The organism is Clavibacter nebraskensis NCPPB 2581 (assembly GCF_000355695.1).
Classification (GTDB): Bacteria; Actinomycetota; Actinomycetes; order Actinomycetales; family Microbacteriaceae; genus Clavibacter; species Clavibacter nebraskensis.
On sequence record NC_020891.1, the window covers coordinates 1,286,936 to 1,311,171 of the forward strand.

The following is a 24,236-nucleotide window of genomic DNA, read 5'->3' on the forward strand; positions in this document are numbered from 1 at the left end:
CGAGCGCGCGGCTGTCGGGTGGGGGTCTGTGTGCGGATGGGCGGCATGCGTTCTTGCCGCCGGCGAAGGTGCCGGCGAAGCCCGCGGATCCGGCGCCGGCTGTGCCCGCAGCGCCAGGGGTGTCGTTGGCGGATGTGGCGCAGTTCGTGCCGCGGGATGCGTCGATCCGGTCGTCGTTGACGATCGCGTATTCGCCCAGCTACCGGTTCGACGGGGGTGCGTGGGTGCAGATCCCGGGCACGCTGCCGGTGCAGGTGGGGCCCGTGACGATCCGTGTCCTCCAGGGGTCGACGGTCCTGGTCGAGGGTGCGTGCGGCACGCGGGACGCCGGACCCGGATGCCCATGACCTCACTCCGAGGCCGTGCGGGCTCGTGGACGACGAGCCACGCGGCGTCACCGTCCGCGGCGTACGCGTCGTCGCCGCGTACGCTCGAGCCAGCATGCGAGCTGAGCGTGTCCAGCTCCGAGCGGCCCGTCCCTTCACCGGTCGGGTGGCGGTGCTGTCAGGGCAGCCATAGGGAACGCTCAGACTCGCCCTGAATGCTGGCACGACCTGAGAGGAGCAGCACCGATGACGGACAGAAGCCACGGCGAAGACGAGCACGAGGGCGGCCGCGAGGTCGACGGCCGAGCCGAGGGCTCCTCGACGGAGGCGCCGTCGTCCACCACTCCTCAGCCCGGCGACGGAGGATCCGCCTGGCCGGCGCCCGCGGGTCCCGCGGCCGCGACCCACCCCGCGCCGACAAGCCCGGACCAGCGGGACACCCTCGCGTACGGAACGAGCGCGCAGACGGATCACACCGCGACCGCTCCTCTCGCGGGCGCAGCAGCGGAAGGTCATGAGCCGGCCGGCGGCACCACGACCGCTCCTCCTAAGAAGAAGCCGAACAAGGCCCTGCCCCTCGTCGCCATGCTGGCCGTCGGAGCCCTCATCGGAGGTGCCGCCGGCGGGCTCACGACCTGGGCCATCGCGCACGACGACGCCTCCACCGAGGCGGTCAGCCAGTCGCCGGCGAACATCACCGTCAACGACCCGGACAACGCGACGCCGATCACGGCCGTGGCCGCCAAGGTCTCCGGTTCCGTCGTCACCATCGACGTGGCGGGCGCCCAGGCCGGCGGAACGGGGTCCGGGGTCGTCCTCTCGAGCGACGGCTACGTCCTCACCAACACGCACGTCGTGACGCTCGACGGCCAGACCGGCGACGCCACCATCCAGGTGAAGACGGCCGACGGCGCGCTGTACTCGGCGAAGCTGGTCGGCACGGATCCCGTCGTCGACCTCGCCGTCATCAAGCTCGATGACGCCAGCGGCCTCACCCCCATCGAGTTCGCGGACTCATCCAAGCTCAACGTCGGCGACACCGCCATCGCCATCGGCGCCCCGCTCGGCCTCTCCGGCACCGTCACCGACGGCATCGTCAGCGCGCTCGACCGGAGCATCCAGGTCGCGTCCTCAGCGGCTCCGACGACCCCGGGCGACGGCAGCCAGAGCGACGAGACGCCGTTCAACTTCTGGCCGTTCGGCAACGAGGGGCAGGGAGGATCCGGCGGGCAGGGCGGCCAGGGCGGATCCGGCGCCCAGGGCGGCCAGGCAGCGGCGACGATCAACCTCGCGGTCATCCAGACCGACGCGGCCATCAACCCCGGCAACTCGGGCGGCGCGCTCCTGGACGGCGACGGCAAGCTCATCGGCGTCAACGTCGCCATCGCGAACGCGGGCGGCACCAGCTCCACCGCGGGCAGCATCGGCGTCGGTTTCGCCATCCCGTCGAACCTCGCGAAGCGCGTGGGCCAGGAGATCATCCGAAACGGCAAGGCCTCGCACGGGCTCCTCGGGGCGAGCGTCCGCGACGTCGCCAGCGGCGACTCCTCGACCCCCGTCGGCGGCGCGTTCATCGCGGAGGTCCAGAGCGGCGGCGCGGCCGCCGCGGCGGGGCTGAAGCAGGGCGACATCGTCACCGCGTTCGGCAGCATCGCGATCAGCAAGGCGAGCGACCTCACGGCGCAGGTGCGGGCCCTCGCGGGCGGCAGCGACGTCGAGCTCACCGTCATCCGCGGCGGCCAGAAGCAGCAGGTCGACGTGAAGCTCGGCACGCTCCAGCAGTAGCCAGCGGTGTCACGAGGGGCGGATCGGCGGATGCCTGTCCGCCCCTCGTCGTCCGCGACCGGCGGGCGGCCGACGGGGAGGCTGGTAAACTCCTGCAAGGCTCGGCCCCCGACAGGCCCCGGCCGCACCTCCCTCAAGAGATCGGCTCAGATGGCGCACCACCCGCGACGCGACCCGGTCGCTGGCAGCCCCGGCGATCTGCCCGCCGTCTCGTACGTCATGCCCATCCTCAACGAGGCGGCCCACGTCCGCGCCGCCGTCGACAGCATGATGCAGCAGGACTACGCCGGCGACTTCGAGGTGGTGCTGGCGCTCGGCCCCAGCACCGACGGCACGACCGAGGTCGTCCGCGAGATGGCCCGGGCCGATCCGCGCATCACGAGCGTCGACAACCCCACGGGATCCACGCCGGGCGGCCTCAACGCCGCCATCCGCGCCACGCGCCACCCCGTCGTGATCCGCGTCGATGCGCACTCCCTCCTTCCGCGCGACTACACGCGCATCGCCGTGGAGACCCTGCGGGCCACGGGCGCGGACAACGTCGGCGGACTCATGTCGGCTGAGGGGCGCACGCCGTTCGAGAAGGCCGTCGCCCGCGCCTACGGCGCCCGGGTCGGGCTCGGTGGCACCGCGCACCACGTCGGCGGCAAGGAGGGGCCGGCGGAGACCGCGTACCTCGGCGCCTTCCGGCGCGAACGGCTGGTCGAGGTCGGGCTCTTCGACGAGGGCGTGCGCCGCGGCCAGGACTGGGAGCTCAACAGGCGCCTCCGGCAGAGCGGCGGCCTCGTGTGGTTCACGCCGCGGATGAAGGTCACCTACCGTCCCCGCTCCACGTTCCGCTCGCTCATCCGCCAGTTCTTCGCCACCGGTCTCTGGCGCGGCGAGCTCGCGCGTCGCTACACCCGACAGAACTCCGTGCGGTACTTCGTGCCTCCGGTCGCCGTCGCCGGGGTGGCCGCGGGTCTCCTCCTCGGCACCGCGGGCCTCGTGGGCGCCGCGCTCGGGATGCCGGGACTGCGCCGGCTCGTCGGCGCCTTCGTCGTCCCCGGCATGTACGCCGGCTTCGTGCTCGTGAGCACCGTCTCGGTGGCCTCCCGCGACGGCGCGGCGACGATGCTGCGCTTCGCGGCCGTCCTGCCGTCCATCCACTTCAGCTGGGGCACCGGCTTCGTGCTCGGCTTCCTCGAGCTCACCGACGACCTCGACGGGCACACCGGCCGATGAGCGCCGCTCCCGGCACCGGCGACCGCGGCCTGCCCTCCTCCATCGCGGAGCTGCGGCGCGTGACGCAGCCGCCCGAGGTGCGCCTGCGGGCGAACGCGGAGCACTGGACGGCGCACCTGTACCTCCGCGACCTCTCGCCGTACCTCACCTGGCTGCTGCTGCGGACGCGGATCAGCGCGAACGGCGTCACCGTCGCCATGATCCTGACGGGCTGGGCGGCCGCCGCGGCGCTGCTCATCCCCGGCATCGTGGGAGCGGCCCTCGCGCTGGTCCTCGGCCAGCTGCAGATGCTCGTGGACTGCTGCGACGGCGAGGTCGCGCGCTGGCGCCGCACCTCATCGCCGGTCGGGCACTTCCTCGACGCCGTCGGGCACTACTCCACCGAGACGCTGATCGCGCTCGCCCTGGGGATCCGTGCCGCCGCGTACCCCTTCGAGGCGCCCGGCGACCTGCCCTGGACGACCCTCGCGTTCGCCCTGGCGCTCGTCATCGTGCTGAACAAGGCACTGAACGACATGGTGCGCGTGGCGCGCGCCTCGGCCGACCTGCCCAAGGCCCCCGTCGGCGCCGGCACGGTCGCGTCGCAGCACTCGCTCATCGCGGTCGCCCGGCGGGCCGTGCGGTTCCTGCCGTTCCACCGCATGTTCCACTCGGTGGAGCTCACCGTCGTGACCTTCGTCGTCGCGCTGGTCGGCCTCGTCGCGGGTCAGCCGGAGACCGACCGGGTGTTCCTCGTCGTCCTGGTGCCTCTGGCGGTGCTGGCGCTCGTCGGGCACTTCGTGATGATCGTCACCTCGCGTCGGCTGACGTCCGCGTGACCGGCGCCGTCCCGCGCGTCGGCGTCGTCGTCCTCAGCCAGGGGCGTCGGCCGGAGGGGCTGGCGGCCTCGCTCGCCTCGGTGCTGCGTCAGGAGGGCATCGCCCTCGACGTGGTCGTGGTCGGCAACGGCTGGGAACCTGACGGCCTCCCCGACGGGGTGCGGGGCCTCCACCTGCCGGAGAACCTGGGCATCCCGGCGGGCCGGAACGCGGGCGTCCCGCTCGTCACGGGGGAGACGCTGTTCTTCCTCGACGACGACGAGACCGTGCCGAGCGCCGCCTTCCTCGCGGACTGCCTCGCGCTCATGCGCGGCATGGACGACGTCGCACTCATCCAACCGCGCATCGTCGACCCGACGGGCGCCGCCACGCCGCGTCGCTGGATCCCGCGCATCCGCAAGGGCGACCCCGCCCGCTCGAGCCCGGTGATGTCCGTGCTGGAGGGCGCCGTCGTGGTCCGCCGTGACGCGTTCGAGGCCGCCGGCGGCTGGGCGGGGGAGTTCTTCTACGCCCACGAGGGGATCGAGCTGGCCTGGCGGATCTGGGACCAGGGCCTCCGCGCCTGGTACGCCGGGGACCTCGTCGCCCACCACCCGGCCGTCGCCCCCACCCGGCACGCGGAGTACCACCGCCTGACCGCGCGCAACCGCGTCTGGCTCGCGCGGCGCAACCTGCCGCTGCCCCTCGTCCCCGTGTACGTCGGGTCGTGGACGGCGGTGCAGCTGATACGCAGCGCACGCAACCGCGATGGGCTCGGCACGTGGCTGCGCGGGTGGCGCGAGGGCTGGGCGACATACCCCGGCGCGCGTCGGCCGATGTCGTGGGGCACCGTCCTCCGCATGGCGCGCGCGGGCAGGCCGCCCGTCATCTGATCGTGATCCGCTCCCGCTCGGTCACGATCGCACACCGTTCCGCGCCCCCGGCCGGGGCTGGTCCGGAGGGGTCCGGAGCGCTGGCTACGGTGGATGCATGGGTCTCCTGAACGACGCTCGCCTCGGCGTGCGCGCTGTCCGCTCGCTGGTCCATCAGCGCCGGGCGCGCGGGACCCTGCAGCGCAAGCTCGCGCTCCGGGCCCCCTCGCCGCGGGGCGAGTACCGCATCGCCGTGTACTTCGCCGACTCGGCCGTGAACACGTACCAGATCCGGCAGTGGTACCGGCCGCTCGTCGAGTTGGCGCGCACGCATCCGGTGGTCATCCTGAGCCGGCACCCGAGCGGCGCGAACGCGCTCCTCGACGAGAGCCCGCTGCCGGTGGAGTACGTGCGCCGCGTCGCGGACCTCGAGCGGGTCATCGCGGAGCAGGACATCCGCGTCGTCCTCTACGTCAACCAGAACACCCGTAACTTCCAGATGATGCGGTACGGGCGCCGGTGGCACGTCTTCGTCAACCACGGCGAGTCCGACAAGATGTACATGACGACCAACCAGTTCAAGGCCTACGACTACAGCCTCATCGCCGGCGACGCCGCCCGCGCCCGGCTCGGCAAGGTGCTCTGGGACTACGACCTCGACCGCCGCGCGATCCCCATCGGCCGTCCGCAGGCGGACCACTACTCCGGCGAGCTGCCCTACGCGCCGGACGACCGCACGGTCGTGCTCTACGCGCCCACCTGGGAGGGCGACCGCGCCGCGGCCGCGTACGGGTCCATCGCGTCGCACGGCGTGCCGCTCGTCCGCGATCTCCTCGCGACCGGGCGCCACCGCGTCATCTACCGCCCGCACCCGCGGTCCGGCGTCGTCGATCCCGAGTACGCGCGCGCCAATCGCGAGATCGCGGTCATGCTCGAGCGGGCGAACGTGCAGGATCCGTCGGCGCAGCACGTCGTCGATCGGTCGCGCGAGCTCGCCTGGCAGCTGTCCGCCGCCCATCTCGCCATCGTCGACATCTCCGCGATGGTCTACGACCGCCTCGCCGCGGGACGCCCCCTCCTGGTGACGCGGCCCGTGCATCCCGAGGCGCAGATCGACACTGACGGCTACCTCTCGGACTGCGAGTGGCTGACCGCGGACGACGCGCGCGACATCGTCACCCGGTTGGATGCGCTGCAGCACGACGCGGCGGCGGATCGCCGGCTCGCGGCGTGGGTCCGCCACTACTTCGGCGACACCGCTCCCGGGGTGGCGACCGCGCGCTTCCACGGGGCGATCGAGCACCTGATGGGGGAGTGGGACCGCCACGCGGCACTGCACGCCCGGGACGACACCGCCGATCCGGTGTCCGACGACCAGGTCGACGACGAGGACGAGGAGGCCTGACCCTCCGAGGGGGAGGGCGACGCCGCCGTCCCCGCGGGTGCGGTCAGCGCTTCGCGGCCTTCTTCTCGGCGACGCGGATGACGCGCGGCTTCCGCTCCGGCACCGCCAGCTCGTCCGGGAAGCCGGCGGGAGCGGGCCCGAAGGCCTGGCGGGAGCTCGCGACGATCTTGCCGCCCAGCAGGCGGTTCCCAGCGCCGCCGATGACGGCGCCGATGCCGAACGGGACCGCCCGGCCGATGGCGCTCGCGCTCTGGTTCACCACGAAGCGCTTGATGAAAGCGTGCTTGATACGGTCGGCGATGGGGCCGATGGCGAACGACGGCAGGCCCGAGGTGATGGCGCGACCCCAGTTCGCGTTGCGGTCGACCGGTTGGCCGGAGAACTGGCCCGTGAACTGCTGGATGACCTGCGCGCCCGGGGCGCCGAGCATCATCGTCATGACGAGGGCGCGGGCGCGAGCCGGATCCTCGACGGTGATGCCGTGCACCTCGGTGATCGACTGCGCGAACAGGGCGCTCGCCTCGAGGAAACCGGCGGTCTCCACCCCGGTGAGCGCGAGGGACACGCCCGTGCCGACACCGGGGATCACCGCGCTGGCTCCCACGGCGGCGCCTCCCGCGGTGACGGCCGCCAGGAAGCGCTTCTCCAGGATCGCGATGATGCGGTCGGGGGAGGCCTCCGGGTGGCGGGCGCGTATCGACCGGATGTGGGCGAGCACGACGGGGCGCTGCACGGACAGGAGACGATCGATGCCGGTGGCCACGGTCGGGTCGAGCTCGGAGGCGTCCTTCATGCTCCGAGCCTACGCGCGGTGCCCGTGTCGTTCGTCCCCTCGTCGTCCGGCGGATCCTGGCGCACAGCATCGCCTATCCGCTGAGGTGCGGGCACAAGCGCATGGGGCGTTGGCGCTCTGGTCATTCCTCCATGTGGCGGATAAGCATGTGTCATGGTCACCACCGTCTCCGACGCCGCCGCCGAGTTCGGCTCCCGCGTGCGCGAGCAGCGCCAGCGCATCGGCATCAGCCAGGAGACGCTCGCGGAGCTCTCCGGCATCCACTGGACCGCCCTCGGCAAGATCGAGCGCGGCCAGCGGAACCCGAGCCTGCGCAACATCATCAAGATCGCGAGCGGGCTCGACGTGGACGCCGGCCTGCTGGTGACGGGGCTCACGGCCGACATGCTGCCGCAGGACGACGGGGACTCGCCCGCCGAGCTGATCCGCCTGGAGCGGGAACGCGACCGCCGCGGCACCACGCCCGTCAGAAGCTGACCCGCCACAGGTACTCGCCTCCGTCCGGCCGGAACCACCGCACCACGAGGATCGTGTTGAGCGCGAGGTCGTCCCCGCGGATGGTGGTGGACAGGCGCTCGCCCGGCCGCACCGTGACAGGGGCGCGCGACAGCATGGTGCCCGATCCGAGCAGGTGCAGCGAGATGGCGTGCAGCACCTCGTCGCCGATGTTGACCAGCGCGAAGCGCGGGCGCTCGAGCGTGCGGTCGAAGTGCCAGGGCACGCGGTACGCGGGCTCGGGATCGGGACGGATGGGCAGGGGCGGGACCGGTCGCAGCATGCGTGCACGGTAGGGGCGGCGTGCGACGGGAGGGGTCGTGGGCCTGTGGAAGGGCGGGGTTGGGGAGGAGGGGAGCGCGGCGGCTCAGGCGCCGGTCGGAGGCGGCGGGTTGTGGTCGGCGTTGTAGGCGTCCATGACCCGGTCGATGGGGCCGTCGAGCACCAGGGTGCCCTCGTCGAGGTACAGGCCACGCGTGCAGAAGCGGCGGAGGTCGCGCTCGTTGTGCGAGACGAAGAAGAGCGTGCGCCCCTCGGCGAGCATCTCCTCGATCCGGTGGTAGCACTTCTCCCGGAACGCCCGGTCGCCCACGGCGAGGACCTCGTCCACGAGGAGCACCGGCTCGTCGAGCCGCGAGATCACGGCGAACGCGATGCGCACCTTCATTCCGCTCGAGAGGTGCTTGTAGGGGGTGTCGACGAAGTCGGGGATCTCGGCGAAGGCGATGATCTCGTCGAACCGCGCGTCGATCTCGGCCTTGGACATGCCGTGGAGACCCGCCGTGAGGTAGATGTTGTCGCGCACCGTCAGGTCGTTGACGAAGCCGCCCGTGATCTCGATGAGCGGCGCGACACCCGCGTGGACGCCGATCGAGCCCTCGTCGGGGATGAGGACCTCGGCGACGAGCTTGAGGAGCGTCGACTTGCCCTGGCCGTTGCGGCCGACCACGCCGATCGCCTCGCCCTGGCGCACCTCGAAGGAGACGTGCCGCAGCGCCCAGAACTCGCCGGGCCGTGCGCGCCGGGCGGATCCCGCGAAGAGGTCTTTGAAGCTCCGACGGGCCTTGCGGTTGCGGCGGAAGCGGATGCCGGCGTCCTCGACCGCCAAGACCGTGGGCGCATTGGGCCCGGCGTGCGATGCGCCCATCAGATCTCCTTCAGGACGGCGGGCAGCGAGCGGCGGAAGACGAGCGCGCCGACGGCGACCAGCGCCGCCGAGATCGCCGCGCTCACCCCGACCGCGTACCAGTCGAGCTCGGAGGGGAAGAACGCGGCGCGGTAGAGGCCGAAGACGCCCGTGAGGGGATTGAGCGCGGCCCAGGGGTGCAGGTCGGCGGGCAGGTCGCTCGACGAGTAGACGATGGGGGAGGCGTAGAACAGGAAGCGGAGCACGAGCTTCACGGCGCGCTCGAGGTCGCGGAAGAACACCACGAGCGGCGAGATGATCAAGCCGATGCCGAGGAGCAGCGAGGCCTGGATGAGCACGGCGAGCGGGAACAGTAGCACGTGGACGTCGAGGCGGGCGCCCGCGACGATCGCGAAGACGGCGAGCACGGGGAGGCTCGCCACGAACTCGAACCCCTTCGCGAGCACGAGCCGCAGCACCCAGATGCTCCGCGGGATCCGCGTGGAGCGCACGAGCTTCGCCTGCGAGCTGAAGGCCTTCGTGAAGTCGCTCGTGGCACCCGTGAACCACATCCACGGCAGGAGCGCGGCGAGGAGGAAGACGATGTACGGCTCCTCGCCGACGTCGCGTGAGAACACGACGGTGAAGACGAACCAGTAGATGCCCGACATGACGAGCGGGTCGAGGATCGACCAGAACCAGCCGAGCGCGCTCGTGGAGTAGCGGACCTTAAGGTCGCGCGTCGTGAGGAGCCAGAGCGAGCGGCGGTACCGGGCGGCGGGGGTGCGGGACGCGCGACCGGGGAGGGCGGCATCGGGCACGGCGGGGATCCTCTGCATCAGCATCCCCGAGGTGGTCTAGACGAAGAGGTTGGCCCTCTCGAGGTCCTCCGCGAAGTCGACCTCGACCGCGTACAGGTCGGAGATGTCTACCGGTTCGACGAGCAGGGAGTCCTGCTCGATCGCCAACTCTATTCCACGCTCGAAGTAGTCCTGGTCGGCGACCCGGGCGAGCTGGCGGATGAGGACCGGCTTGTCGGCCTTGGAGACGTAGTTGATCCCGACGGCCTCGCCGAGGCCGCCCTTCACGGTCTTCGACAGCTCGCGGATGAAGCCCTCGGGGCTCGTCGTGTACTTGACCTCCTCGTCGGAGACGCGCGAGGTGTTGACGGTGACGAAGGACTGGTCGCGGGCGATCGTCGCGGCCGCGCGGCGGAGGATCATCGGATCGAAGACGACATCGCCGTTCATCCAGAGGACGCCGCCGGGGCCCGAGGCGCGGAGGGCGCGGAGCAGGCTCTTCGACGTGTTCGTCTGGTCGTATTGCTCGTTGTAGATGTAGTCGGCGTCCGGGAAGGCGTCGATGATGTGGTCGAGCTTGTAGCCGACGACGATGCTGACCTTGGCGTCGTCGCCGAGGCCGAGACGGATGTTGTCGAACTGCTGGCCCATGATGGTGCGGCCGTCGCTGAGCTCGGTGAGGGGCTTGGGGAGGCTGCGCCCGAGACGGCTGCCCATGCCTGCCGCCAGGATGACTACCTGCGTGGTCATGTGTTCTCCGTTCGATGCGGGTGCCGAGTGCGACCGGGACCCCCGACGCCGAGGGTTCGCCGGGACTTCACCCACGGGTTTCCTGTTCGACACGCCGTCATGCCTTTTTCATCGTACGCCGCGGGTGGGGAAATGCGCGGGATGAGGGGTGGGGTCGTGTCCCTTTCGTGATCTGGACGTGCCCCGGAGCAGGTGCCGTCGACTCCTCCGCCGGTCCTGACGCGGGCCCGCGACGGGACCGCCGAGGACGGCGGATCGGGCACGGAGGACGGCCTTGATAACGTGGGGCCGTGACCGACGCCCCCGACGAGACGACCTCCCCCGACGCCACGTCCGACTCCGCAATGGAGGCCCGGGATCACGCCGATCGCGCTCCGTCCGCCGTGGAGGAGGAGCCGACCGCTGGCCCGGCTGCAGACCCGGCCGCAGCCGAGGAGGAGCGCGCGACGACGACCGCCGTGCCCCGGCCTCCGCGCCCCGGTCAGCGCGTGCCCCGTCGTGCCACCGCGCCGTCCCCGCGCACCGCGCCCGCCGTGGTCGTCGCGCCGACGCCGCCCCGGGTGAAGTCGGCCCCTGTCGCCGCACCCGCGTCGCGGCCGTCCGCTGGTGCAGCCGATGGCGACGGGGATGCCCCGGCCACGACGACGCGTCCCCCGCGGGTCCGACGTCGCACGCGCGTGCAGCGCGCGGCCGGCAGCGCGGCGGGGGTCGCCGCTGTCGAGGGCGCCGAGGTGTCCGGTCCCGCCGAGGTGTCCAAGGCTCCGATCGATGCGGTCCCGGCGGTCGGCTCGCTCGCGACGTCCGCCCCCGGACCGGTCGCCGAGGACGACAGCCCGGCGCCGCAGCCGGACCAGGACGGCCTGTCCGCGCTCGGCGCCATGTTCGCGGAGTCCGACCCGCAGCCCCTGGTCGAGCCCGCGCGCGCCGACGCGGACGACCAGGACGGCCCCCCGACGCATGACGGAGCGGCGGCGGACCCGGAGGGCGGTTCGCCCGCGTCCTCCGTGGAGGTCGAGCAGGAGGTCGCCGAGGTCGCGGACGGGGGAGAGGCGGAGGATGCGCCCGACGCCGACGCCGACGCCGACCCGGTCGCGGACGTCGATCCGGCGGCCGAGCCCGAGCAGGATACGACGAGCGACCACGAGCCCGGCACGGCCGATCCGGCCGCCGCGGGAGCCGACGCCGTCGCGGACGAGGAGATCGCAGCGGACGCGGCGCAGGTGCCGGTCACCGAGACTGACGAGGACGCCGCGGACGGCGAGGCCGAGACGGTTGCCGAGGTCATCACCGAGCAGGGCGCAGGCACGGCGCCCGCAGCGCCGCCCGTCCCGCCCGAGCGAGACGAGGACGCGTCCGCATCCCACGCGGATCCCGCTCCCGCCCGTACCGTCACCGTCCGCACCGACAGCCTCACCGCGCCGCGCTCCTCGCGCCCCGGCCTCGCCGGGATGGCGGAGACCGCGCTCACGCCGTCCGTCCGCGGCGACCGCGCGGCCGCGCCGGCGCTGGGGGAGGACGTCCTCGTCATCGACGGGCTCACCAAGCGCTTCGACGAGAAGGTCGCCGTCGACGACGTGGCGCTCACCGTGCGCGCCGGATCCTTCTACGGCATCGTCGGCCCGAACGGCGCCGGCAAGACGACGACCATGTCGATGGTGACGGGGCTCCTCCGACCCGATGCCGGCACCGTCACCGTCAACGGGATCGACGTCTGGCGCGAGCCGCTCACCGCCAAGCGGAGCATCGGCGTGCTGCCGGACCGGCTCCACCTCTTCGACCGCCTCACCGGCGCGCAGCTCCTCCACTACTCGGGCGCCCTCCGGGGGCTCGACGACGCGGAGATCCGCAGCCGGTCGGCCGACCTCATCGCCGCGTTCGGGCTCGAGGACGCCGTCGGTCGGCTCGTCACCGACTACTCGGCGGGCATGACCAAGAAGGTCGCGCTCGCCTGCGCCATGATCCACTCGCCGCGCATGCTCGTCCTCGACGAGCCGTTCGAGTCGGTCGACCCCGTCTCCGCCGCGAACGTCGTCGAGATCCTGCAGGACTACGTGGCGCACGGCGGCACCGTCGTGCTGTCGAGCCACGGCATGGACTTCATCCAGCGCATCTGCGACCACGTCGCGATCATCGTCAACGGCCGGGTGCTCGCCGCGGGCACCATGGACGAGGTCCGCGCGGGCCGCTCGCTGGAGGAGCGCTTCGTCGCCCTGGCCGGCGGTCGACGCACGGCGGAGGGGTTCTCGTGGTTGCACTCGTTCTCCGACTGAGGCTCGCCCTCCTCGCCAACGCCTTCCGCCGCAGCCCCTGGCAGGTCCTCGGGCTCGTCGCGGCCGGCGTCTACGGGATCCTCGTCACGGTGCTCGCCGCCGGCGCGCTGGCCGGGCTCCGCGACGCCGACGTCTCCGCCGCGCGCGACGTCGTCGTCGCCGGTGGCGCGCTCGTCGTCCTCGGGTCGCTCGTCGTGCCGCTCGTGCTCGGGACCCAGGACGCCCTGGACCCGCGCCGGTTCGCGCTCTACGGCATCGAGCCCCGCCGGCTCGCCTTGGCGCTCGGCGCCGCCGCCGTGGTCAGCGTGCCGGGCGCGGTCCTCGTCGTCGTGGCGCTGACGACCGTGATCACGTGGGCACGCGATCCGCTCACCGCCCTCGTCGCCGTCGTCGCGGCCTGCGCCGCGGTGGTCACGTGCGTGCTCGTCGCCCGCATCAGCACCGTCCTCTCCTCCATCCTGCTCAGCACGCGCCGGGCCCGCGAGGCGACCGGTCTCGCGGCCGGACTCGTGGCCGTGCTGCTCGTCCCCGCGGTCCTGGCCCTCGCCCAGGCCGACCTCCTCGACGACGGGCTGCGTCCCGCGCGCGGCGTGCTCGGCGTCCTCGCCTGGACCCCGCTCGGCGCCGCCTGGTCGGCTCCGGCGGCGGCCGTCTCGGGCGACGCCGGGGGAGCGGCGGGGATGCTGCTGGTGGCCGTCGCCTCGGCGGCGCTGCTCGCGCTCCTCTGGATCCGCCTCGTGCCGTGGGCGCTCACCGCACCCGACCGCACCGGTGGCGGGCGCACCCAGACCGGCCTCGGCTGGTTCGGCCGCTTCGGCGCCTCGCCGACGGGCGCGGTGGCCGCGCGGAGCGTCACCTACTGGATCCGCGATCCGCGCTACCGCGCCACGCTCGTCCTGATCCCGGTGCTCCCGCTCGTGCTCCTCATCCCGCTCGTCATCGTCGACGTGGACGCCCACGTGCTCGCCCTCGTGCCGCTGCCGGTGATGGCGCTCTTCCTCGGGTGGAGCGTGCACAACGACACCGCGCACGACCACACCGCCGTGTGGCTGCACGTCGTGTCGGGCATCCGCGGCGTCGCGGACCGCATCGGTCGCCTCGTGCCCGTCCTCGCGATCGGCGTTCCGCTCGTCGCGATCGGCGCTCCGCTCAGCGCGCTCGGCTTCGGCGACCCGTCCGTCCTCCCCTCCGTCGTCGGGGTCAGCGGCGGGGTCCTGCTGGCAGGGGTCGGCCTGTCGTCGCTCTTCTCGGCGCGCTTCCCGTACCCCGCCTCGCGTCCCGGGGACAGCCCCTTCCACGCGCCGCAGAGCGTGAGCGCCGGCGGATCCACCGTGCCCACGCTCACGTTCCTCGCCACGGTCGTCCTCGCGCTGCCGTCCGTCTGGCTCGGGTGGATGGGGCTCGTCCACGGCGGCGCGTACCCGACGTGGTCGCTCGTCGTCGGGCTCGGGATCGGCGTCGTGACGCTCGTCGCCGGTGTCGTCGGCGGCGGTCGCGTGTTCGAGCGGCGCGGCCCCGAGCTCCTGGCCTTCGCCCAGCGCCACTGAGCCCCGGCATCCGGCCCGCCGGATCCCGCGCGCCGGAAAAGTAGACTGAGGGCATGGTCATCCTCAGCATCGAACAGGCCCCCGGAAGCCCGTCGCAGGGCGGCGGCACCGACACCCTCGACCGCGAGCTCGAGGAGCTCCTCGAGCAGGAGACGATCGAGCCCGGCGACCACGAGCGCTTCTCGCACTACGTGAAGAAGGACAAGATCCTCGAGTCCGCGATCAGCGGCAAGCCCGTGAAGGCGCTCTGCGGCAAGAAGTGGCTGCCCGGTCGCGACCCGCAGAAGTTCCCGGTCTGCCCCGACTGCAAGCGCATCTACGAGAACATGAAGCCCGAGTAGGTCCCACCCGCGGCGCCGTGCAGGTCAGACGGCCGCGCTCTCCTCGGTCGGGATCGCCGGGTCGCCGGCGCGCAGCCGGAAGGCCTGCGCCGGGAGGTCGCGGACGACCTCGGCGTGATGGGCGCGAGCCGCGGCGGTGCCCGCGCGGCCGAGCCAACGCGGATCCGGCTCGCCGCCCTCCGCCAGCGTGACGACGAGGTCGCGATCGCCGGGGAGCGGCACCGGGTGCTGTCCCACGGTGACGAGCTCGCTCGTGGCGACCCCCTGCGCGTCATGGCGGCGGAGCGCGCCCTTGAGGCCGCCGCGGCTCTGCTTGCCCGTCGACCGCTTCGCGACGGACACCCACTCGCCGTCCCCGCCCGTGTCGCGGTGGGCGACGAGCTTGAAGACCATGCCGGCGGCGGGTGCTCCGGATCCGGTGACGAGCGAGGTCCCGACCCCGTAGGAGTCCACCGGCGAGGCCGCGAGGCCCGCGATGCCGTGCTCGTCGAGGTCGTTGGTGACGGTGATCCGCGTGCCCGTGGCGCCGAGCGCGTCGAGCTGCGCGCGCACCTCGCCGACGAGCACCGGCAGGTCGCCCGAGTCGAGCCTCACGGCGCCGAGGCCGGGGCCGGCGACGCGGACCGCGGTCTCGACCCCCTGCCGCACGTCGTAGGTGTCCACCAGCAGGGTCGTGCCGGCGCCGAGCGCGTCGACCTGGGCCCGGAACGCCTGCTCTTCGGTGTCGTGCAGGAGGGTGAAGGAGTGGGCGGCGGTGCCCATGGTCGGGACGCCCCACGTGCGGCCGGCCTCGAGGTTCGAGGTGGCGCTGAAGCCCGCGATGAACGCGGCGCGGGCGGCGGCGACGGCCGAGCGCTCGCCCGTCCGGCGGGATCCCATCTCGGCGAGCGGGCGTCCGCCGGCGACCTGCACCATGCGGGCTGCGGCGCTCGCGACCGCGGAGTCGTAGTTGAGGACGCTGAGCACGAGCGTCTCGAGGATCACCCCGTCGGCGAAGGGCGCCTCGACCGTGAGGAGCGGGGAGCCCGGGAAGTAGACCTCGCCCTCGCGGTAGCCCGTGATGCGGCCGCGGAACCGGTAGTCGGCGAGCCAGGCCAGGGCCTCCTCGCCGACGACGCGCTCGGAGCGCAGGTACTCGAGCTCGGCGTCGCCGAAGCGGAAGTCGCGGATGAGCTCGAGGAGGCGTCCGGTGCCCGCGACGACGCCGAAGCGGCGGCCGCTCGGGAGGCGCCGGGCGAAGCACTCGAAGACGCAGTCGCGGTCGTGGGTGCCCGCCTTCAGCGCTGCGTCGAGCATCGTCAGCTCGTACCGGTCGGTGAGGAGGGAGGTCGCCTGGTGCACGCGCCCAGCCTAGGGCGGCGCCCGGGAGGCGGCCCGATCCGCCGGGCGCACGGGCCGCGACGATGACGGGGGTGCGGCCTAGGTTCGTGCCATGGAGCGCACGCGATGGATCCTCGCCGACCAGCTGGGCGACCACTTCGACGACGGCGGGCGGACGCTGCTCATCGAGTCACGGGGCCTGCTCGCCCGGCGGCCGTACCACCGGGCCAAAGCGCACCTCATCCTGTCGGGCATCCGGCACCGCGCGCGGGCGCTCGGCGACCGGGTCGAGTTCCACCAGGTGGACCACTACCGTGAGGTCGTCGCGGGGCGGGACGACCTGGAGGTCATCGACCCCACCTCCCGGGGTCTCCGGCGCCTGGTCGCGGAGATCGGCGCCCACGTGCTGCCGAGCCGCGGCTTCGTCACGAGCGAGCAGGAGTTCGCCGAGTGGATGGCCGGGCGCACGTCGAACCGGCTCGTCATGGAGGACTTCTACCGGTGGTCGCGCGCGCGCACCGGCACCCTCATGGACGACGACGACCCGGTCGGCGGCCGCTGGAACTACGACCACGACAACCGCGAACGGCCGCCGAAGGGGGCGGCGAACCTCGGCCTGCCCGAGCCGTGGTGGCCGGAGGAGGACGACATCGACGCCGAGGTCCGCGCCGACCTTGACGAGTGGGAGCGGAAGGGCCTCGTGCACTTCGTGGGCGAGGACGGGCCGCGGCGCTTCGCCGTCACGCCGGAGGAGGGGCGCCTGGCGCTCGACGACTTCGTGGCGAGCCGGCTCAACGACTTCGGCCCCTTCGAGGACGCGTCGCTCCGGGGCGACTGGACCATGGCCCACTCGCTGCTGAGCGCCACCATGAACATGGGCGTGCTGGATCCGGCGGACGTCATCGAGCGCATCGTCGCGGAGCACACGGCCGGCCGGGCGCCCATCCAGAGCGTCGAGGGCATCGTGCGGCAGATCATGGGCTGGCGCGACTACGTGTGGCACCTCTACTGGGCCTTCGAGGACGACTACACGTCCCAGAACCGGCTCGACGCGCATCGCGGCGTGCCGACCGCGCTGCAGGAGCTCGACGCGTCCGGCATCGAGGCCGCCTGCCTCTCCCACGTCGTCGACAAGGTCCGCACGCACGGCTGGGCGCACCACATCGAACGGCTCATGATCCTGGGCAACCTCGCGCTCCAGCGCGGCTACGACCCGGCCGCCATGAACGACTGGTTCATCGACTCCTTCGTCGACGGCACGCCGTGGGTCATGCCCGCGAACGTCGTCGGCATGGCGCTGCACGCCGACGGCGGCCGCATGGCGACGAAGCCGTACGCGGGCGGCGGCGCCTACATCGACCGGATGTCGGACCACTGCGGCGGCTGCCCGTTCGATCCGAAGGTGCGCGTCGGCCCCACGGCTTGCCCGTACACCGCGGGCTACTGGTGGTTCCTCGACCGCAACCGGGAGCGGCTCCGTGGCAACGCGCGCATGGCCCAGCCGCTCGCCGGGCTCGGGCGGCTGACGGACCTGCCGGAGCTCGTCGCCCAGGAGGACGCGCGGCGGTCGCTGTGACGCCCGCGCGTCGGCCGCCGGCTCCGGGCGCATCCGGACCCGCCGGTAGGCTGGCCCGATGAGCGACGCGCCGATCGGGATCTTCGACTCCGGCGTCGGCGGCCTCACCGTGGCCCGTGCCGTCGCCACCCTCCTGCCGCGCGAGTCGATCGTCTACATCGGCGACACGGCGCACACGCCCTACGGCGACAAGCCCATCGCGGACGTCCGCCGCTACGCGCTCGCGGTCCTCGACGACCTCGTCGAGCGCGGCGTGAAGATGCTCGTCATCGCGTGCAACACGGCGTCCGCGGCCATGCTCCGCGACGCCCGCGAGCGCTACGACATCCCGGTGGTCGAGGTGATCCAGCCGGCCGTGCGCACGGCCGTCAGCGTCACCCGCAACCATCGCGTCGGCGTCATCGCCACCCACGCCACCGTCACGAGCCGCGCCTACGACGACGCCTTCGCGGCGGCCCCGCACCTCGCGCTCACCTCCGCCGAGGCGCCCCGCTTCGTCGAGTTCGTGGAGCGCGGCGAGACCTCCGGCCCGGAGCTGATGGCGGCCGCGGAGGAGTACCTCGCGCCGCTCCGCGCCGCCGGCGTCGACACCCTGGTCCTCGGCTGCACCCACTACCCGTTCCTCGAGGGCGCGATCTCGCTGCTCATGGGCCCCGACGTCACCCTCGTCTCCAGTGACACCGAGACGGCCAAGGACGTCTACCGAGAGCTCGTGTCCGCGGGCCTCGAGCGGCGCTCCGACGCGCCCCCCGTGATCCGGTACGAGGCCACCGGCGGCAGCGCGTCCGACTTCGAGACGCTCGCGCACCGCATGCTCGGCTCGGGCGTCACGCATGTCGAGCTGGTCGAGACCGGCGCCATCCCCCTTCCCCGCCGGCCGCGACCGGATGCGGCGACGCCTCCGGACGCGGACGGCACCCCGTCCACCCCCGACCCGAGCTGAGGCCGCACATGACCGACGACACCCCCCGCCACGACGGCCGCGCCGCCGACGAGCTGCGCGAGATCACGATCGAGCGGAACTGGAGCGAGCAGGCCGAGGGATCCGCCCTCATCTCCTTCGGCCGCACCCGCGTCCTCTGCACCGCGTCCTTCACCAACCGCGTCCCGCGCTGGAAGGCCGGCAGCGGCCAGGGCTGGGTCACCGCCGAGTACGCGATGCTCCCGCGCGCCACGAACGAGCGCATGGACCGCGAGGCCGTGAAGGGCAAGGTCGGCGGCCGCACGCACGAGATCTCCCGCCTCATCGGCCGCAGCCTCCGCGCGGTCGTCGACATGAAGGCGCTCGGGGAGAACACGATCGTCATCGACTGCGACGTTCTGCAGGCCGACGGCGGCACGCGCACCGCCGCCATCACGGGCGCGTACGTCGCCCTCGCCGACGCGCTCGAGTGGGGCCGCGAGAGGAAGTTCATCGCGCAGCGCGCGACGCCGCTGAAGGACAGCGTCGCCGCGGTCTCCGTCGGCATCGTCGACGGGAAGTCGCTGCTCGACCTCGCGTACGTCGAGGACGTGCGCGCCGAGACCGACATGAACGTGGTGATGACGGGCAGCGGGTCCTTCGTCGAGGTCCAGGGCACGGCCGAGGGCGCGCCCTTCGACCGCGCCGAGCTCGACGCCCTCCTCGACCTCGCGCTCAGCGGCGGCACCACGCTCACCGCGCTGCAGGCGCAGGCGCTCGGCCGCTGAGGCACCGGCCGTGATCCCGCTCGTCCTCGCCACGCACAACGCCCACAAGGTGGAGGAGCTCCGCCGGATCCTGGGCGCGCGCCTCGACGGCATCGACCTGGTCGCCTACGACGGCCCCGAGCCCGTCGAGGACGGCACGACGTTCGAGGAGAACGCCCTCATCAAGGCGCGGGCCGCCGCGCTGCACACGGGCCGGGCCGCGCTGGCGGACGATTCCGGGATCGGCGTCGACATCCTGGGCGGATCGCCCGGCATCTTCTCGGCGCGCTGGGCGGGTCCGGCACGCGACAGCCGCGCGAACCTCGAGCTCCTGCTCGGCCAGCTCGGCGACGTGCCCGACGCGCACCGCGGCGCCCGCTTCACGTGCGCCGCAGCGCTCGTCGTCCCCACCGCGGACGGCCTCGTCGAGCGCACGGCCCTCGGTGTGTGGGAGGGATCCGTGCTCCGCGAGGAAGCGGGCGAGGGCGGCTTCGGCTACGACCCGATCTTCCGCCCGGCCACCGGCGGCGCGAGCGCCGCGGCCCTCAGCGCCGACGAGAAGAACCGCGTCAGCCACCGCGCGCTCGCCTTCGACGCGATCATGCCCGTGGCGCGGCGGGAGCTCCTCGGCGAGGGCTGACGCCTCCTCCCCGCCCTCCTGAGAGCGGGAGTCGTTCCCGACTGCGCTCCCGGCTGGATCCGCATGACGGCGGGCCCGTACGGTGGACGCATGGGCTCCGGATCGCACGACCACGGCGCGGCCACGACCGACCGCCGCCGGCTCGTCATCGCCATCGCGATCACCGTCGCGGTCCTCGTGGTCGAGGTGGTCGGCGCGCTCGTCTCGGGGTCGCTCGCGCTGCTCGCGGACGCGGGCCACATGACGAGCGACCTGCTCGGCCTCGGCATCGCCCTGGTCGCCACCATCGTCGCCGCGCGCCCCGCGACCGACCGGCACACCTTCGGCTTCCAACGCGGCGAGGTCCTCGGCGCCCTCGTCAACGGCCTGATCCTCGCGGTCGTCGCCGTCTACGTCGCGGTGCAGGGCGTCACGCGCCTGCTCGCGCCGGAGGGCCCGGAGGTGGACCCGGGCATCATGCTGCTCGCCGCCGGCATCGGCCTGGTCGCGAACGTCGGCGCGCTGCTGGTGCTGCGCGGGGGAGCGGGGCGCTCGATCAACATGCGCGGCGCCTACCTCGAGGTGCTCGGCGACGCTTTCGGGTCGGTCGCCACCATCGTCGCCGGCGTGGTCATCGCCGTCACCGGATTCGGGCGGGCGGACGCCGTCGCGTCGCTCGTCATCGCGGCGCTGATCGTGCCGCGCGCGGTCGTGCTGCTGCGCGACGTCGTGCGCGTGCTGAACGAGTCCACGCCCGTGGGCACCGAGCCCGAGCGGATCCGCGCCCACCTGCTCGAGACGCCCGGCGTCACGGCGGTCCACGACGTGCACGTCTGGGCCATCACGTCCGGCTCGCCCGTCTTCACCGCCCACGTGGTCGTGGAGCAGGAGGTGTTCCGCGACGGCCGCACGGGCGAGCTGCTCGACCGGCTGTCCGGCTGCCTCGACGACCACTTCGACGTCGAGCACAGCACGTTCCAGCTGGAGCCCGAGGAGCACGCCGGGCACGAGCACCGGCACCACGTCTGAGCCTCCGCCCGGCCGCGGGCGCCCCGGCCGCGCGTCACCGACCGGCGGCGCGCCGCCGACAGGCCCCGATCAGAGGGCGTCCGGGTCTCAGCGCCGCGGGTCGTTCGACGGGTCCTGGTCGAATTCCTCGGGCGTGAGCGCGAGCTCCTCGCCGTCCTGCGGCACGCCCGCCGCCTCCTCGTCCCGCGCGTGCTTGCGCGCGCGGAGGAAGTGGATGGCCGTGGGCACGACGGTGACGAAGACCGCGCCGAGCAGCACGAAGTCGATGTAATGCGTGACGAAGTCGCGGATGGGCGGGAAGCCGTTGAGGAGATGGCCCAGGAAGGTGAGGCCCGCGCCCCAGATGAGGGCGCCGATCGCGTTGTAGAGCGAGTACTTGCGGTAGTCCATGTGGCCGACGCCGGCGGCGATGGGCGCGAACGTGCGGACGATGGGCACGAAGCGCGCCGCGATGACGGACAGCCCGCCGAAGCGCGCGAAGAACGCGTTGGTGCGCACGACGTTCTGCCGGCTGAAGATGCCCGAGTCCTTGCGCTCGAAGACCCGCGGTCCCGCCTTGTGGCCGATGAGGTAGCCGACCTCGCCGCCCGCGAACGCGGAGAAGGCGATGGCGAGGCAGACCCACCAGATGTCGATCCCGGTGATCCCGGGGAGGGTCAGCCCGGCGATGACGAGGAGTGTGTCGCCGGGGAAGAGGAACCCGAAGAGCAGGCCGGTCTCGGCGAAGATGATGAGGCAGATCCCGATGAGGGCGAATCCCCCGAACGACTCGATGAGCGTCGTCGAGTCGAGGAAGTCGAAGAGCTGTGGATGCACGTGGGGGCTCCAGTCGTGGTGGGTCGCGACGTGAGCGGAGCGACCTGCGGCAGAGCACAGGATATCGGGAGCGGCCGCGCGCGCGCCGAGTCCCGGACACCCCCGGTCGAGGGCCGTGTCTCGGCTCAGGCGCCGAGGCCGGCGTGGCCGAACAGCCCCGGGACGCCGCCCGAGTGCCAGAGGACGACGCGGTCGTCCGGCCGGATGGATCCATCGCGGACCGCGGCCGCCAGTCCCGCCGCGGCGCGGGCAGTGTACGTGGGGTCGAGGAGGATCCCCGTCGTCCGCGCGACGAGCGCGAGCGCATCCCGCGCCTCGTCCGTGAGATGCGCGTAGCCGGAGCCCACGCGGCCCTCGTCGATGCGCAGGGCCTCCGCGCCGATCCCCGTGCCGCGCTCCGCGAGGAACCCCGCGACCACGGCGCGCGGCTCCGCCACGGCCCCGCAGTGGACGCCGAGGACGCGCTCGGGCCGAGCGCCTCGACGAGCCCGGCCATCGTGCCGCCGGAGCCGAGGGCGACGACGACGTGGTCGACCTCGCCCACCTGCCCGGTGAGCTCGTGGCCCGCGTCGACGAAGCCCTGCACGGAGTGCGCGTCGGATCCGCCGAACGCCACCCGGTGCACGCGCGTGCCGACCGCCTCGAGTTCGGCGACGACGGACCCGGCGCGCGACTCCGCCGTCTCGTCACCGGACCACACGATGCGCGCGCCGTACAGCCCGTCGAGCAGCACGTTGCCACGCGCCGCGACCTCGTGCCCCTCGAGGACCAGCACGACGTCGAGGCCGAGCGCCGCCCCGGCCGCCGCGGTCATGCGCGCGTGGTTGCTCTGCGCGGCGCCCGTGGTGACCACGGTGCCTGCCCCCCGCGCGACGGCCCGGCCGAGCGAGTGCTCGAGCTTCCTCGCCTTGTTGCCGCCGCCGCCCCAGCCGATGAGGTCGTCGCGCTTCATCAGGAGCCGCTCGGGGTGCAGGCCGAGCGCCTCCGCGAGACGGGGGACCGGGTGCGCGGGGGTCGGCTCGGTCCAGAGGCGGAGGCGTTCGGCCACGGGGTGCTCCTCGCTGCGGGTCGGAGCGCCGCGGCGAGGAGGCCCTCGCGGGCTCCATGGCTGGTGCGGGAGAAGGGACTTGAACCCTCACGCTCGAAAGCACAGGAACCTAAATCCTGCGTGTCTACCGATTCCACCACTCCCGCGGGTGCCCGACCAGCTTAGGACGCCCCCTAATATGTTGATCGTGACAACGAAGACACTCGTAGCAGGCATCGACTCCTCCACGCAGAGCTGCAAGGTGGTCGTCCGCGACCTCGACACGGGCGCCCTCGTGCGCTCCGGCCGCGCGTCCCACCCCGACGGCACTGAGGTGGATCCTGCCGCCTGGTGGGACGCGCTCCTCGCGGCCGTCGCCGACGCGGGCGGCCTCGACGACGTGGCCGCCATCTCGGTCGGCGGCCAGCAGCACGGCATGGTCTGCCTCGACGAGTCCGGCGCGGTCGTCCGCGACGCGCTCCTCTGGAACGACACCCGATCCGCGCAGGCCGCCGCCGCCCTCCGGGACGAGCTCGGCGCCGAGACCTGGGCGAGCGCCACGGGCGTCGTCCCGGTCGCGTCATTCACCGCCACCAAGCTCCGCTGGCTCCGCGACGCCGAGCCCGAGAACGCGGCCCGCGTCGCCGCCGTCGCCCTCCCGCACGACTGGCTGACCTGGCGCCTGCTCGGCCATGGCACGGGATCCCCGGACCTCGCCGCCCTCGCCACCGACCGCTCCGACGCGAGCGGCACCGCGTACTGGTCGAGCGTCACGGGGGAGTACCGCCTCGACCTCCTGGAGCGCGCGCTCGGCCGCGTCGTCGGCCTGCCGCGCGTGCTCGGCCCCGGCGAGTCCGCAGGGCTGACGGGCGACGGCATCCCCGGCGTCCCGGCCGGCGTCCCCGTCGGCCCCGGCGCGGGCGACAACGCCGCCGCCGCGCTCGGCCTCGGCGCGGTGCCCGGCGACGTGGTGGTCTCCATCGGCACGTCCGGCACGGTGTTCGCCGTCACGGCGGATCCCATCACCGACGCCAGCGGCACGGTCGCCGGCTTCGCCGATGCCACCGGCAACTTCCTCCCCCTCATCGCGACCCTCAACGCCGCCCGCGTGCTCGACGGCGGCGCCCGCCTCCTCGGCGTCGACCACGCGCGGCTGTCCGAGCTCGCGCTCGAGGCCCCCGCGGGATCCGACGGCCTCGTGCTCCTGCCCTACTTCGAGGGCGAGCGCACCCCGAACCTGCCCGACGCGACCGCGTCGCTCCATGGCATGACCCTCCGCAACAGCACGCCGGCGACCATGGCCCGCGCGCACGTCGAGGGCATGCTGTGCGGCCTGGCCGACGGCCTCGACGCGATCACGCGCCAGGGCGTCGAGGTGGAGCGCGTGCTCCTCATCGGCGGCGGGGCGAAGAGCCGCGCCGTGCGCGAGATCGCGCCGACCATCTTCGGCGTCCCCATCCACGTGCCGGACGCGGGCGAGTTCGTCGCCGACGGCGCCGCGAAGCAAGCCGCGTGGATCCTCACGGGCAGCGTCCCCGCGTGGCCCCTCGCGGGCGACGAGGTCTTCGACGCGCCGGGCGTGCCGGCGGTGCGCCAGGCGTACGCGGCGGCGAAGGCGGAGCTGGGGTACTGACGGCGGCCCGTCGTCGC

General features: G+C 73.3%; 23 protein-coding genes, 1 tRNA gene and 1 pseudogene. 15 read left to right on the forward strand and 10 right to left on the reverse strand.

Annotated elements, in window-relative coordinates; genetic code table 11:
• Window positions 1-572 precede the first annotated feature (572 nt).
• The 5 genes from CMN_RS06105 to CMN_RS06125 all read left to right on the forward strand — a co-directional run bounded on the left by CMN_RS06105 (window position 573) and on the right by CMN_RS06125 (window position 6,409).
• On the forward strand, window positions 573-2,111 hold the full coding sequence (locus CMN_RS06105) for a S1C family serine protease (protein ID WP_015489969.1): 1,539 nt from the start codon (window positions 573-575) through the stop codon (window positions 2,109-2,111).
• Window positions 2,112-2,261: 150 nt separating this feature from the next.
• A complete protein-coding gene (locus tag CMN_RS06110; protein ID WP_015489970.1) occupies window positions 2,262-3,335 on the forward strand; it encodes a glycosyltransferase family 2 protein in 1,074 nt (357 codons plus the stop codon).
• Window positions 3,332-4,153, forward strand: a complete 822-nt coding sequence (locus CMN_RS06115; RefSeq protein ID WP_015489971.1) for a CDP-alcohol phosphatidyltransferase family protein — start codon at window positions 3,332-3,334, stop codon at window positions 4,151-4,153. Before CMN_RS06110 ends, CMN_RS06115 begins: the two co-directional genes overlap by 4 nt.
• Complete coding sequence (locus CMN_RS06120) at window positions 4,150-5,025, forward strand: glycosyltransferase family 2 protein (RefSeq protein ID WP_015489972.1); 876 nt, start codon at window positions 4,150-4,152, stop codon at window positions 5,023-5,025. The genes CMN_RS06115 and CMN_RS06120 overlap by 4 nt, the downstream gene beginning before the upstream one ends.
• 97 nt (window positions 5,026-5,122) lie before the next feature.
• Window positions 5,123-6,409, forward strand: a complete 1,287-nt coding sequence (locus CMN_RS06125; RefSeq protein ID WP_015489973.1) for a CDP-glycerol--poly(glycerophosphate) glycerophosphotransferase — start codon at window positions 5,123-5,125, stop codon at window positions 6,407-6,409.
• Between the two features lie 43 nt (window positions 6,410-6,452).
• Here the strand turns inward: CMN_RS06125 and CMN_RS06130 are convergent, their stop codons facing one another.
• Window positions 6,453-7,202, reverse strand: coding sequence for a hypothetical protein (locus CMN_RS06130; protein ID WP_015489974.1), 750 nt, complete (start codon window positions 7,200-7,202; stop codon window positions 6,453-6,455).
• A 153-nt stretch (window positions 7,203-7,355) separates the two neighbouring features.
• Here CMN_RS06130 and CMN_RS06135 point away from each other — a divergent pair, with 153 nt between their 5' ends.
• Window positions 7,356-7,679 carry a helix-turn-helix domain-containing protein gene (locus CMN_RS06135; protein ID WP_012299425.1) on the forward strand — a complete coding sequence of 108 codons (324 nt, stop codon included), beginning with the start codon at window positions 7,356-7,358 and terminating at the stop codon, window positions 7,677-7,679.
• Here the strand turns inward: CMN_RS06135 and CMN_RS06140 are convergent.
• The 4 genes from CMN_RS06140 to CMN_RS06155 all read right to left on the reverse strand — a co-directional run bounded on the left by CMN_RS06140 (window position 7,669) and on the right by CMN_RS06155 (window position 10,373).
• Window positions 7,669-7,980 (reverse strand): hypothetical protein, encoded by a 312-nt coding sequence (locus tag CMN_RS06140; protein WP_015489975.1) that lies wholly within the window; start codon window positions 7,978-7,980, stop codon window positions 7,669-7,671. The two genes, CMN_RS06135 and CMN_RS06140, sit on opposite strands and share 11 nt — an antisense overlap.
• Before the next feature lie 84 nt (window positions 7,981-8,064).
• Window positions 8,065-8,844, reverse strand: a complete 780-nt coding sequence (locus tag CMN_RS06145; protein WP_015489976.1) for an ABC transporter ATP-binding protein — start codon at window positions 8,842-8,844, stop codon at window positions 8,065-8,067.
• The gene (locus CMN_RS06150; protein ID WP_015489977.1) at window positions 8,844-9,662 is read right to left on the reverse strand and encodes an ABC transporter permease; all 819 of its coding nucleotides are present in this window, start codon (window positions 9,660-9,662) and stop codon (window positions 8,844-8,846) included. The genes CMN_RS06145 and CMN_RS06150 overlap by 1 nt, the downstream gene beginning before the upstream one ends.
• Before the next feature lie 18 nt (window positions 9,663-9,680).
• Complete coding sequence (locus tag CMN_RS06155) at window positions 9,681-10,373, reverse strand: phosphocholine cytidylyltransferase family protein (protein ID WP_015489978.1); 693 nt, start codon at window positions 10,371-10,373, stop codon at window positions 9,681-9,683.
• Between the two features lie 731 nt (window positions 10,374-11,104).
• Here CMN_RS06155 and CMN_RS15575 point away from each other — a divergent pair.
• The 3 genes from CMN_RS15575 to CMN_RS06170 are packed head-to-tail and all read left to right on the forward strand — an operon-like array spanning window position 11,105 to window position 14,531.
• Window positions 11,105-12,643 carry an ABC transporter ATP-binding protein gene (locus CMN_RS15575; RefSeq protein WP_374058278.1) on the forward strand — a complete coding sequence of 513 codons (1,539 nt, stop codon included), beginning with the start codon at window positions 11,105-11,107 and terminating at the stop codon, window positions 12,641-12,643.
• Window positions 12,619-14,190 (forward strand): hypothetical protein, encoded by a 1,572-nt coding sequence (locus CMN_RS06165; protein ID WP_015489980.1) that lies wholly within the window; start codon window positions 12,619-12,621, stop codon window positions 14,188-14,190. Before CMN_RS15575 ends, CMN_RS06165 begins: the two co-directional genes overlap by 25 nt.
• Before the next feature lie 53 nt (window positions 14,191-14,243).
• Entirely contained in the window at window positions 14,244-14,531 is a 288-nt protein-coding gene (locus CMN_RS06170; RefSeq protein WP_015489981.1) for a DUF3039 domain-containing protein, read from the forward strand.
• 24 nt (window positions 14,532-14,555) lie between these two features.
• Here CMN_RS06170 and CMN_RS06175 read toward each other — a convergent pair whose 3' ends face one another.
• Window positions 14,556-15,872 (reverse strand): nicotinate phosphoribosyltransferase, encoded by a 1,317-nt coding sequence (locus tag CMN_RS06175; RefSeq protein WP_015489982.1) that lies wholly within the window; start codon window positions 15,870-15,872, stop codon window positions 14,556-14,558.
• A gap of 91 nt (window positions 15,873-15,963) precedes the next feature.
• Between CMN_RS06175 and CMN_RS06180 the strand changes: the two genes are divergently transcribed.
• The 5 genes from CMN_RS06180 to CMN_RS06200 all read left to right on the forward strand — a co-directional run bounded on the left by CMN_RS06180 (window position 15,964) and on the right by CMN_RS06200 (window position 20,743).
• The gene (locus CMN_RS06180; protein ID WP_015489983.1) at window positions 15,964-17,427 is read left to right on the forward strand and encodes a cryptochrome/photolyase family protein; all 1,464 of its coding nucleotides are present in this window, start codon (window positions 15,964-15,966) and stop codon (window positions 17,425-17,427) included.
• A 58-nt stretch (window positions 17,428-17,485) separates the two neighbouring features.
• Window positions 17,486-18,370, forward strand: a complete 885-nt coding sequence (gene murI, locus CMN_RS06185; RefSeq protein WP_015489984.1) for a glutamate racemase — start codon at window positions 17,486-17,488, stop codon at window positions 18,368-18,370.
• 8 nt (window positions 18,371-18,378) lie between these two features.
• Window positions 18,379-19,116 carry a ribonuclease PH gene (gene rph, locus CMN_RS06190; RefSeq protein ID WP_015489985.1) on the forward strand — a complete coding sequence of 246 codons (738 nt, stop codon included), beginning with the start codon at window positions 18,379-18,381 and terminating at the stop codon, window positions 19,114-19,116.
• A gap of 10 nt (window positions 19,117-19,126) precedes the next feature.
• The gene (rdgB, locus tag CMN_RS06195; protein ID WP_015489986.1) at window positions 19,127-19,735 is read left to right on the forward strand and encodes an RdgB/HAM1 family non-canonical purine NTP pyrophosphatase; all 609 of its coding nucleotides are present in this window, start codon (window positions 19,127-19,129) and stop codon (window positions 19,733-19,735) included.
• 90 nt (window positions 19,736-19,825) lie between these two features.
• Window positions 19,826-20,743, forward strand: a complete 918-nt coding sequence (locus CMN_RS06200; RefSeq protein ID WP_015489987.1) for a cation diffusion facilitator family transporter — start codon at window positions 19,826-19,828, stop codon at window positions 20,741-20,743.
• Between the two features lie 87 nt (window positions 20,744-20,830).
• On the opposite strand, the gene CMN_RS06205 is transcribed toward CMN_RS06200, so the two are convergent.
• The 4 genes and pseudogenes from CMN_RS06205 to CMN_RS06215 all read right to left on the reverse strand — a co-directional run bounded on the left by CMN_RS06205 (window position 20,831) and on the right by CMN_RS06215 (window position 22,753).
• Window positions 20,831-21,559, reverse strand: coding sequence for a DedA family protein (locus tag CMN_RS06205; RefSeq protein ID WP_015489988.1), 729 nt, complete (start codon window positions 21,557-21,559; stop codon window positions 20,831-20,833).
• A gap of 125 nt (window positions 21,560-21,684) precedes the next feature.
• A complete protein-coding gene (locus tag CMN_RS15430) occupies window positions 21,685-21,996 on the reverse strand; it encodes a pyridoxal-phosphate dependent enzyme (protein ID WP_197536745.1) in 312 nt (103 codons plus the stop codon).
• Between the two features lie 89 nt (window positions 21,997-22,085).
• Window positions 22,086-22,607, reverse strand: a pseudogene (locus CMN_RS15580) (pyridoxal-phosphate dependent enzyme); the annotation flags it as partial.
• Between the two features lie 61 nt (window positions 22,608-22,668).
• Window positions 22,669-22,753 (reverse strand) — tRNA-Leu (locus CMN_RS06215).
• A gap of 32 nt (window positions 22,754-22,785) precedes the next feature.
• Between CMN_RS06215 and xylB the strand changes: the two genes are divergently transcribed.
• Window positions 22,786-24,219: a xylulokinase gene (gene xylB / locus CMN_RS06220; protein ID WP_015489989.1), complete on the forward strand. Its 1,434-nt coding sequence runs from the start codon at window positions 22,786-22,788 to the stop codon at window positions 24,217-24,219.
• Window positions 24,220-24,236 lie beyond the last annotated feature (17 nt).

What these genes read in the sequence shown, in the direction of transcription:
- CMN_RS06105 (WP_015489969.1), top strand. Translation starts at nt 573, where the DNA reads ATGACGGACAGAAGCCACGGCGAAGACGAGCACGAGGGCGGCCGCGAG.
- CMN_RS06110 (WP_015489970.1), top strand. Translation starts at nt 2,262, where the DNA reads ATGGCGCACCACCCGCGACGCGACCCGGTCGCTGGCAGCCCCGGCGAT.
- CMN_RS06115 (WP_015489971.1), top strand. Translation starts at nt 3,332, where the DNA reads ATGAGCGCCGCTCCCGGCACCGGCGACCGCGGCCTGCCCTCCTCCATC.
- CMN_RS06125 (WP_015489973.1), top strand. Translation starts at nt 5,123, where the DNA reads ATGGGTCTCCTGAACGACGCTCGCCTCGGCGTGCGCGCTGTCCGCTCG.
- CMN_RS06130 (WP_015489974.1), bottom strand. Translation starts at nt 7,202, where the DNA reads ATGAAGGACGCCTCCGAGCTCGACCCGACCGTGGCCACCGGCATCGAT.
- CMN_RS06135 (WP_012299425.1), top strand. Translation starts at nt 7,356, where the DNA reads ATGGTCACCACCGTCTCCGACGCCGCCGCCGAGTTCGGCTCCCGCGTG.
- CMN_RS06140 (WP_015489975.1), bottom strand. Translation starts at nt 7,980, where the DNA reads ATGCTGCGACCGGTCCCGCCCCTGCCCATCCGTCCCGATCCCGAGCCC.
- CMN_RS06145 (WP_015489976.1), bottom strand. Translation starts at nt 8,844, where the DNA reads ATGGGCGCATCGCACGCCGGGCCCAATGCGCCCACGGTCTTGGCGGTC.
- CMN_RS06150 (WP_015489977.1), bottom strand. Translation starts at nt 9,662, where the DNA reads ATGCAGAGGATCCCCGCCGTGCCCGATGCCGCCCTCCCCGGTCGCGCG.
- CMN_RS06155 (WP_015489978.1), bottom strand. Translation starts at nt 10,373, where the DNA reads ATGACCACGCAGGTAGTCATCCTGGCGGCAGGCATGGGCAGCCGTCTC.
- CMN_RS06170 (WP_015489981.1), top strand. Translation starts at nt 14,244, where the DNA reads ATGGTCATCCTCAGCATCGAACAGGCCCCCGGAAGCCCGTCGCAGGGC.
- CMN_RS06180 (WP_015489983.1), top strand. Translation starts at nt 15,964, where the DNA reads ATGGAGCGCACGCGATGGATCCTCGCCGACCAGCTGGGCGACCACTTC.
- murI (WP_015489984.1), top strand. Translation starts at nt 17,486, where the DNA reads ATGAGCGACGCGCCGATCGGGATCTTCGACTCCGGCGTCGGCGGCCTC.
- rph (WP_015489985.1), top strand. Translation starts at nt 18,379, where the DNA reads ATGACCGACGACACCCCCCGCCACGACGGCCGCGCCGCCGACGAGCTG.
- CMN_RS06200 (WP_015489987.1), top strand. Translation starts at nt 19,826, where the DNA reads ATGGGCTCCGGATCGCACGACCACGGCGCGGCCACGACCGACCGCCGC.
- xylB (WP_015489989.1), top strand. Translation starts at nt 22,786, where the DNA reads ATGTTGATCGTGACAACGAAGACACTCGTAGCAGGCATCGACTCCTCC.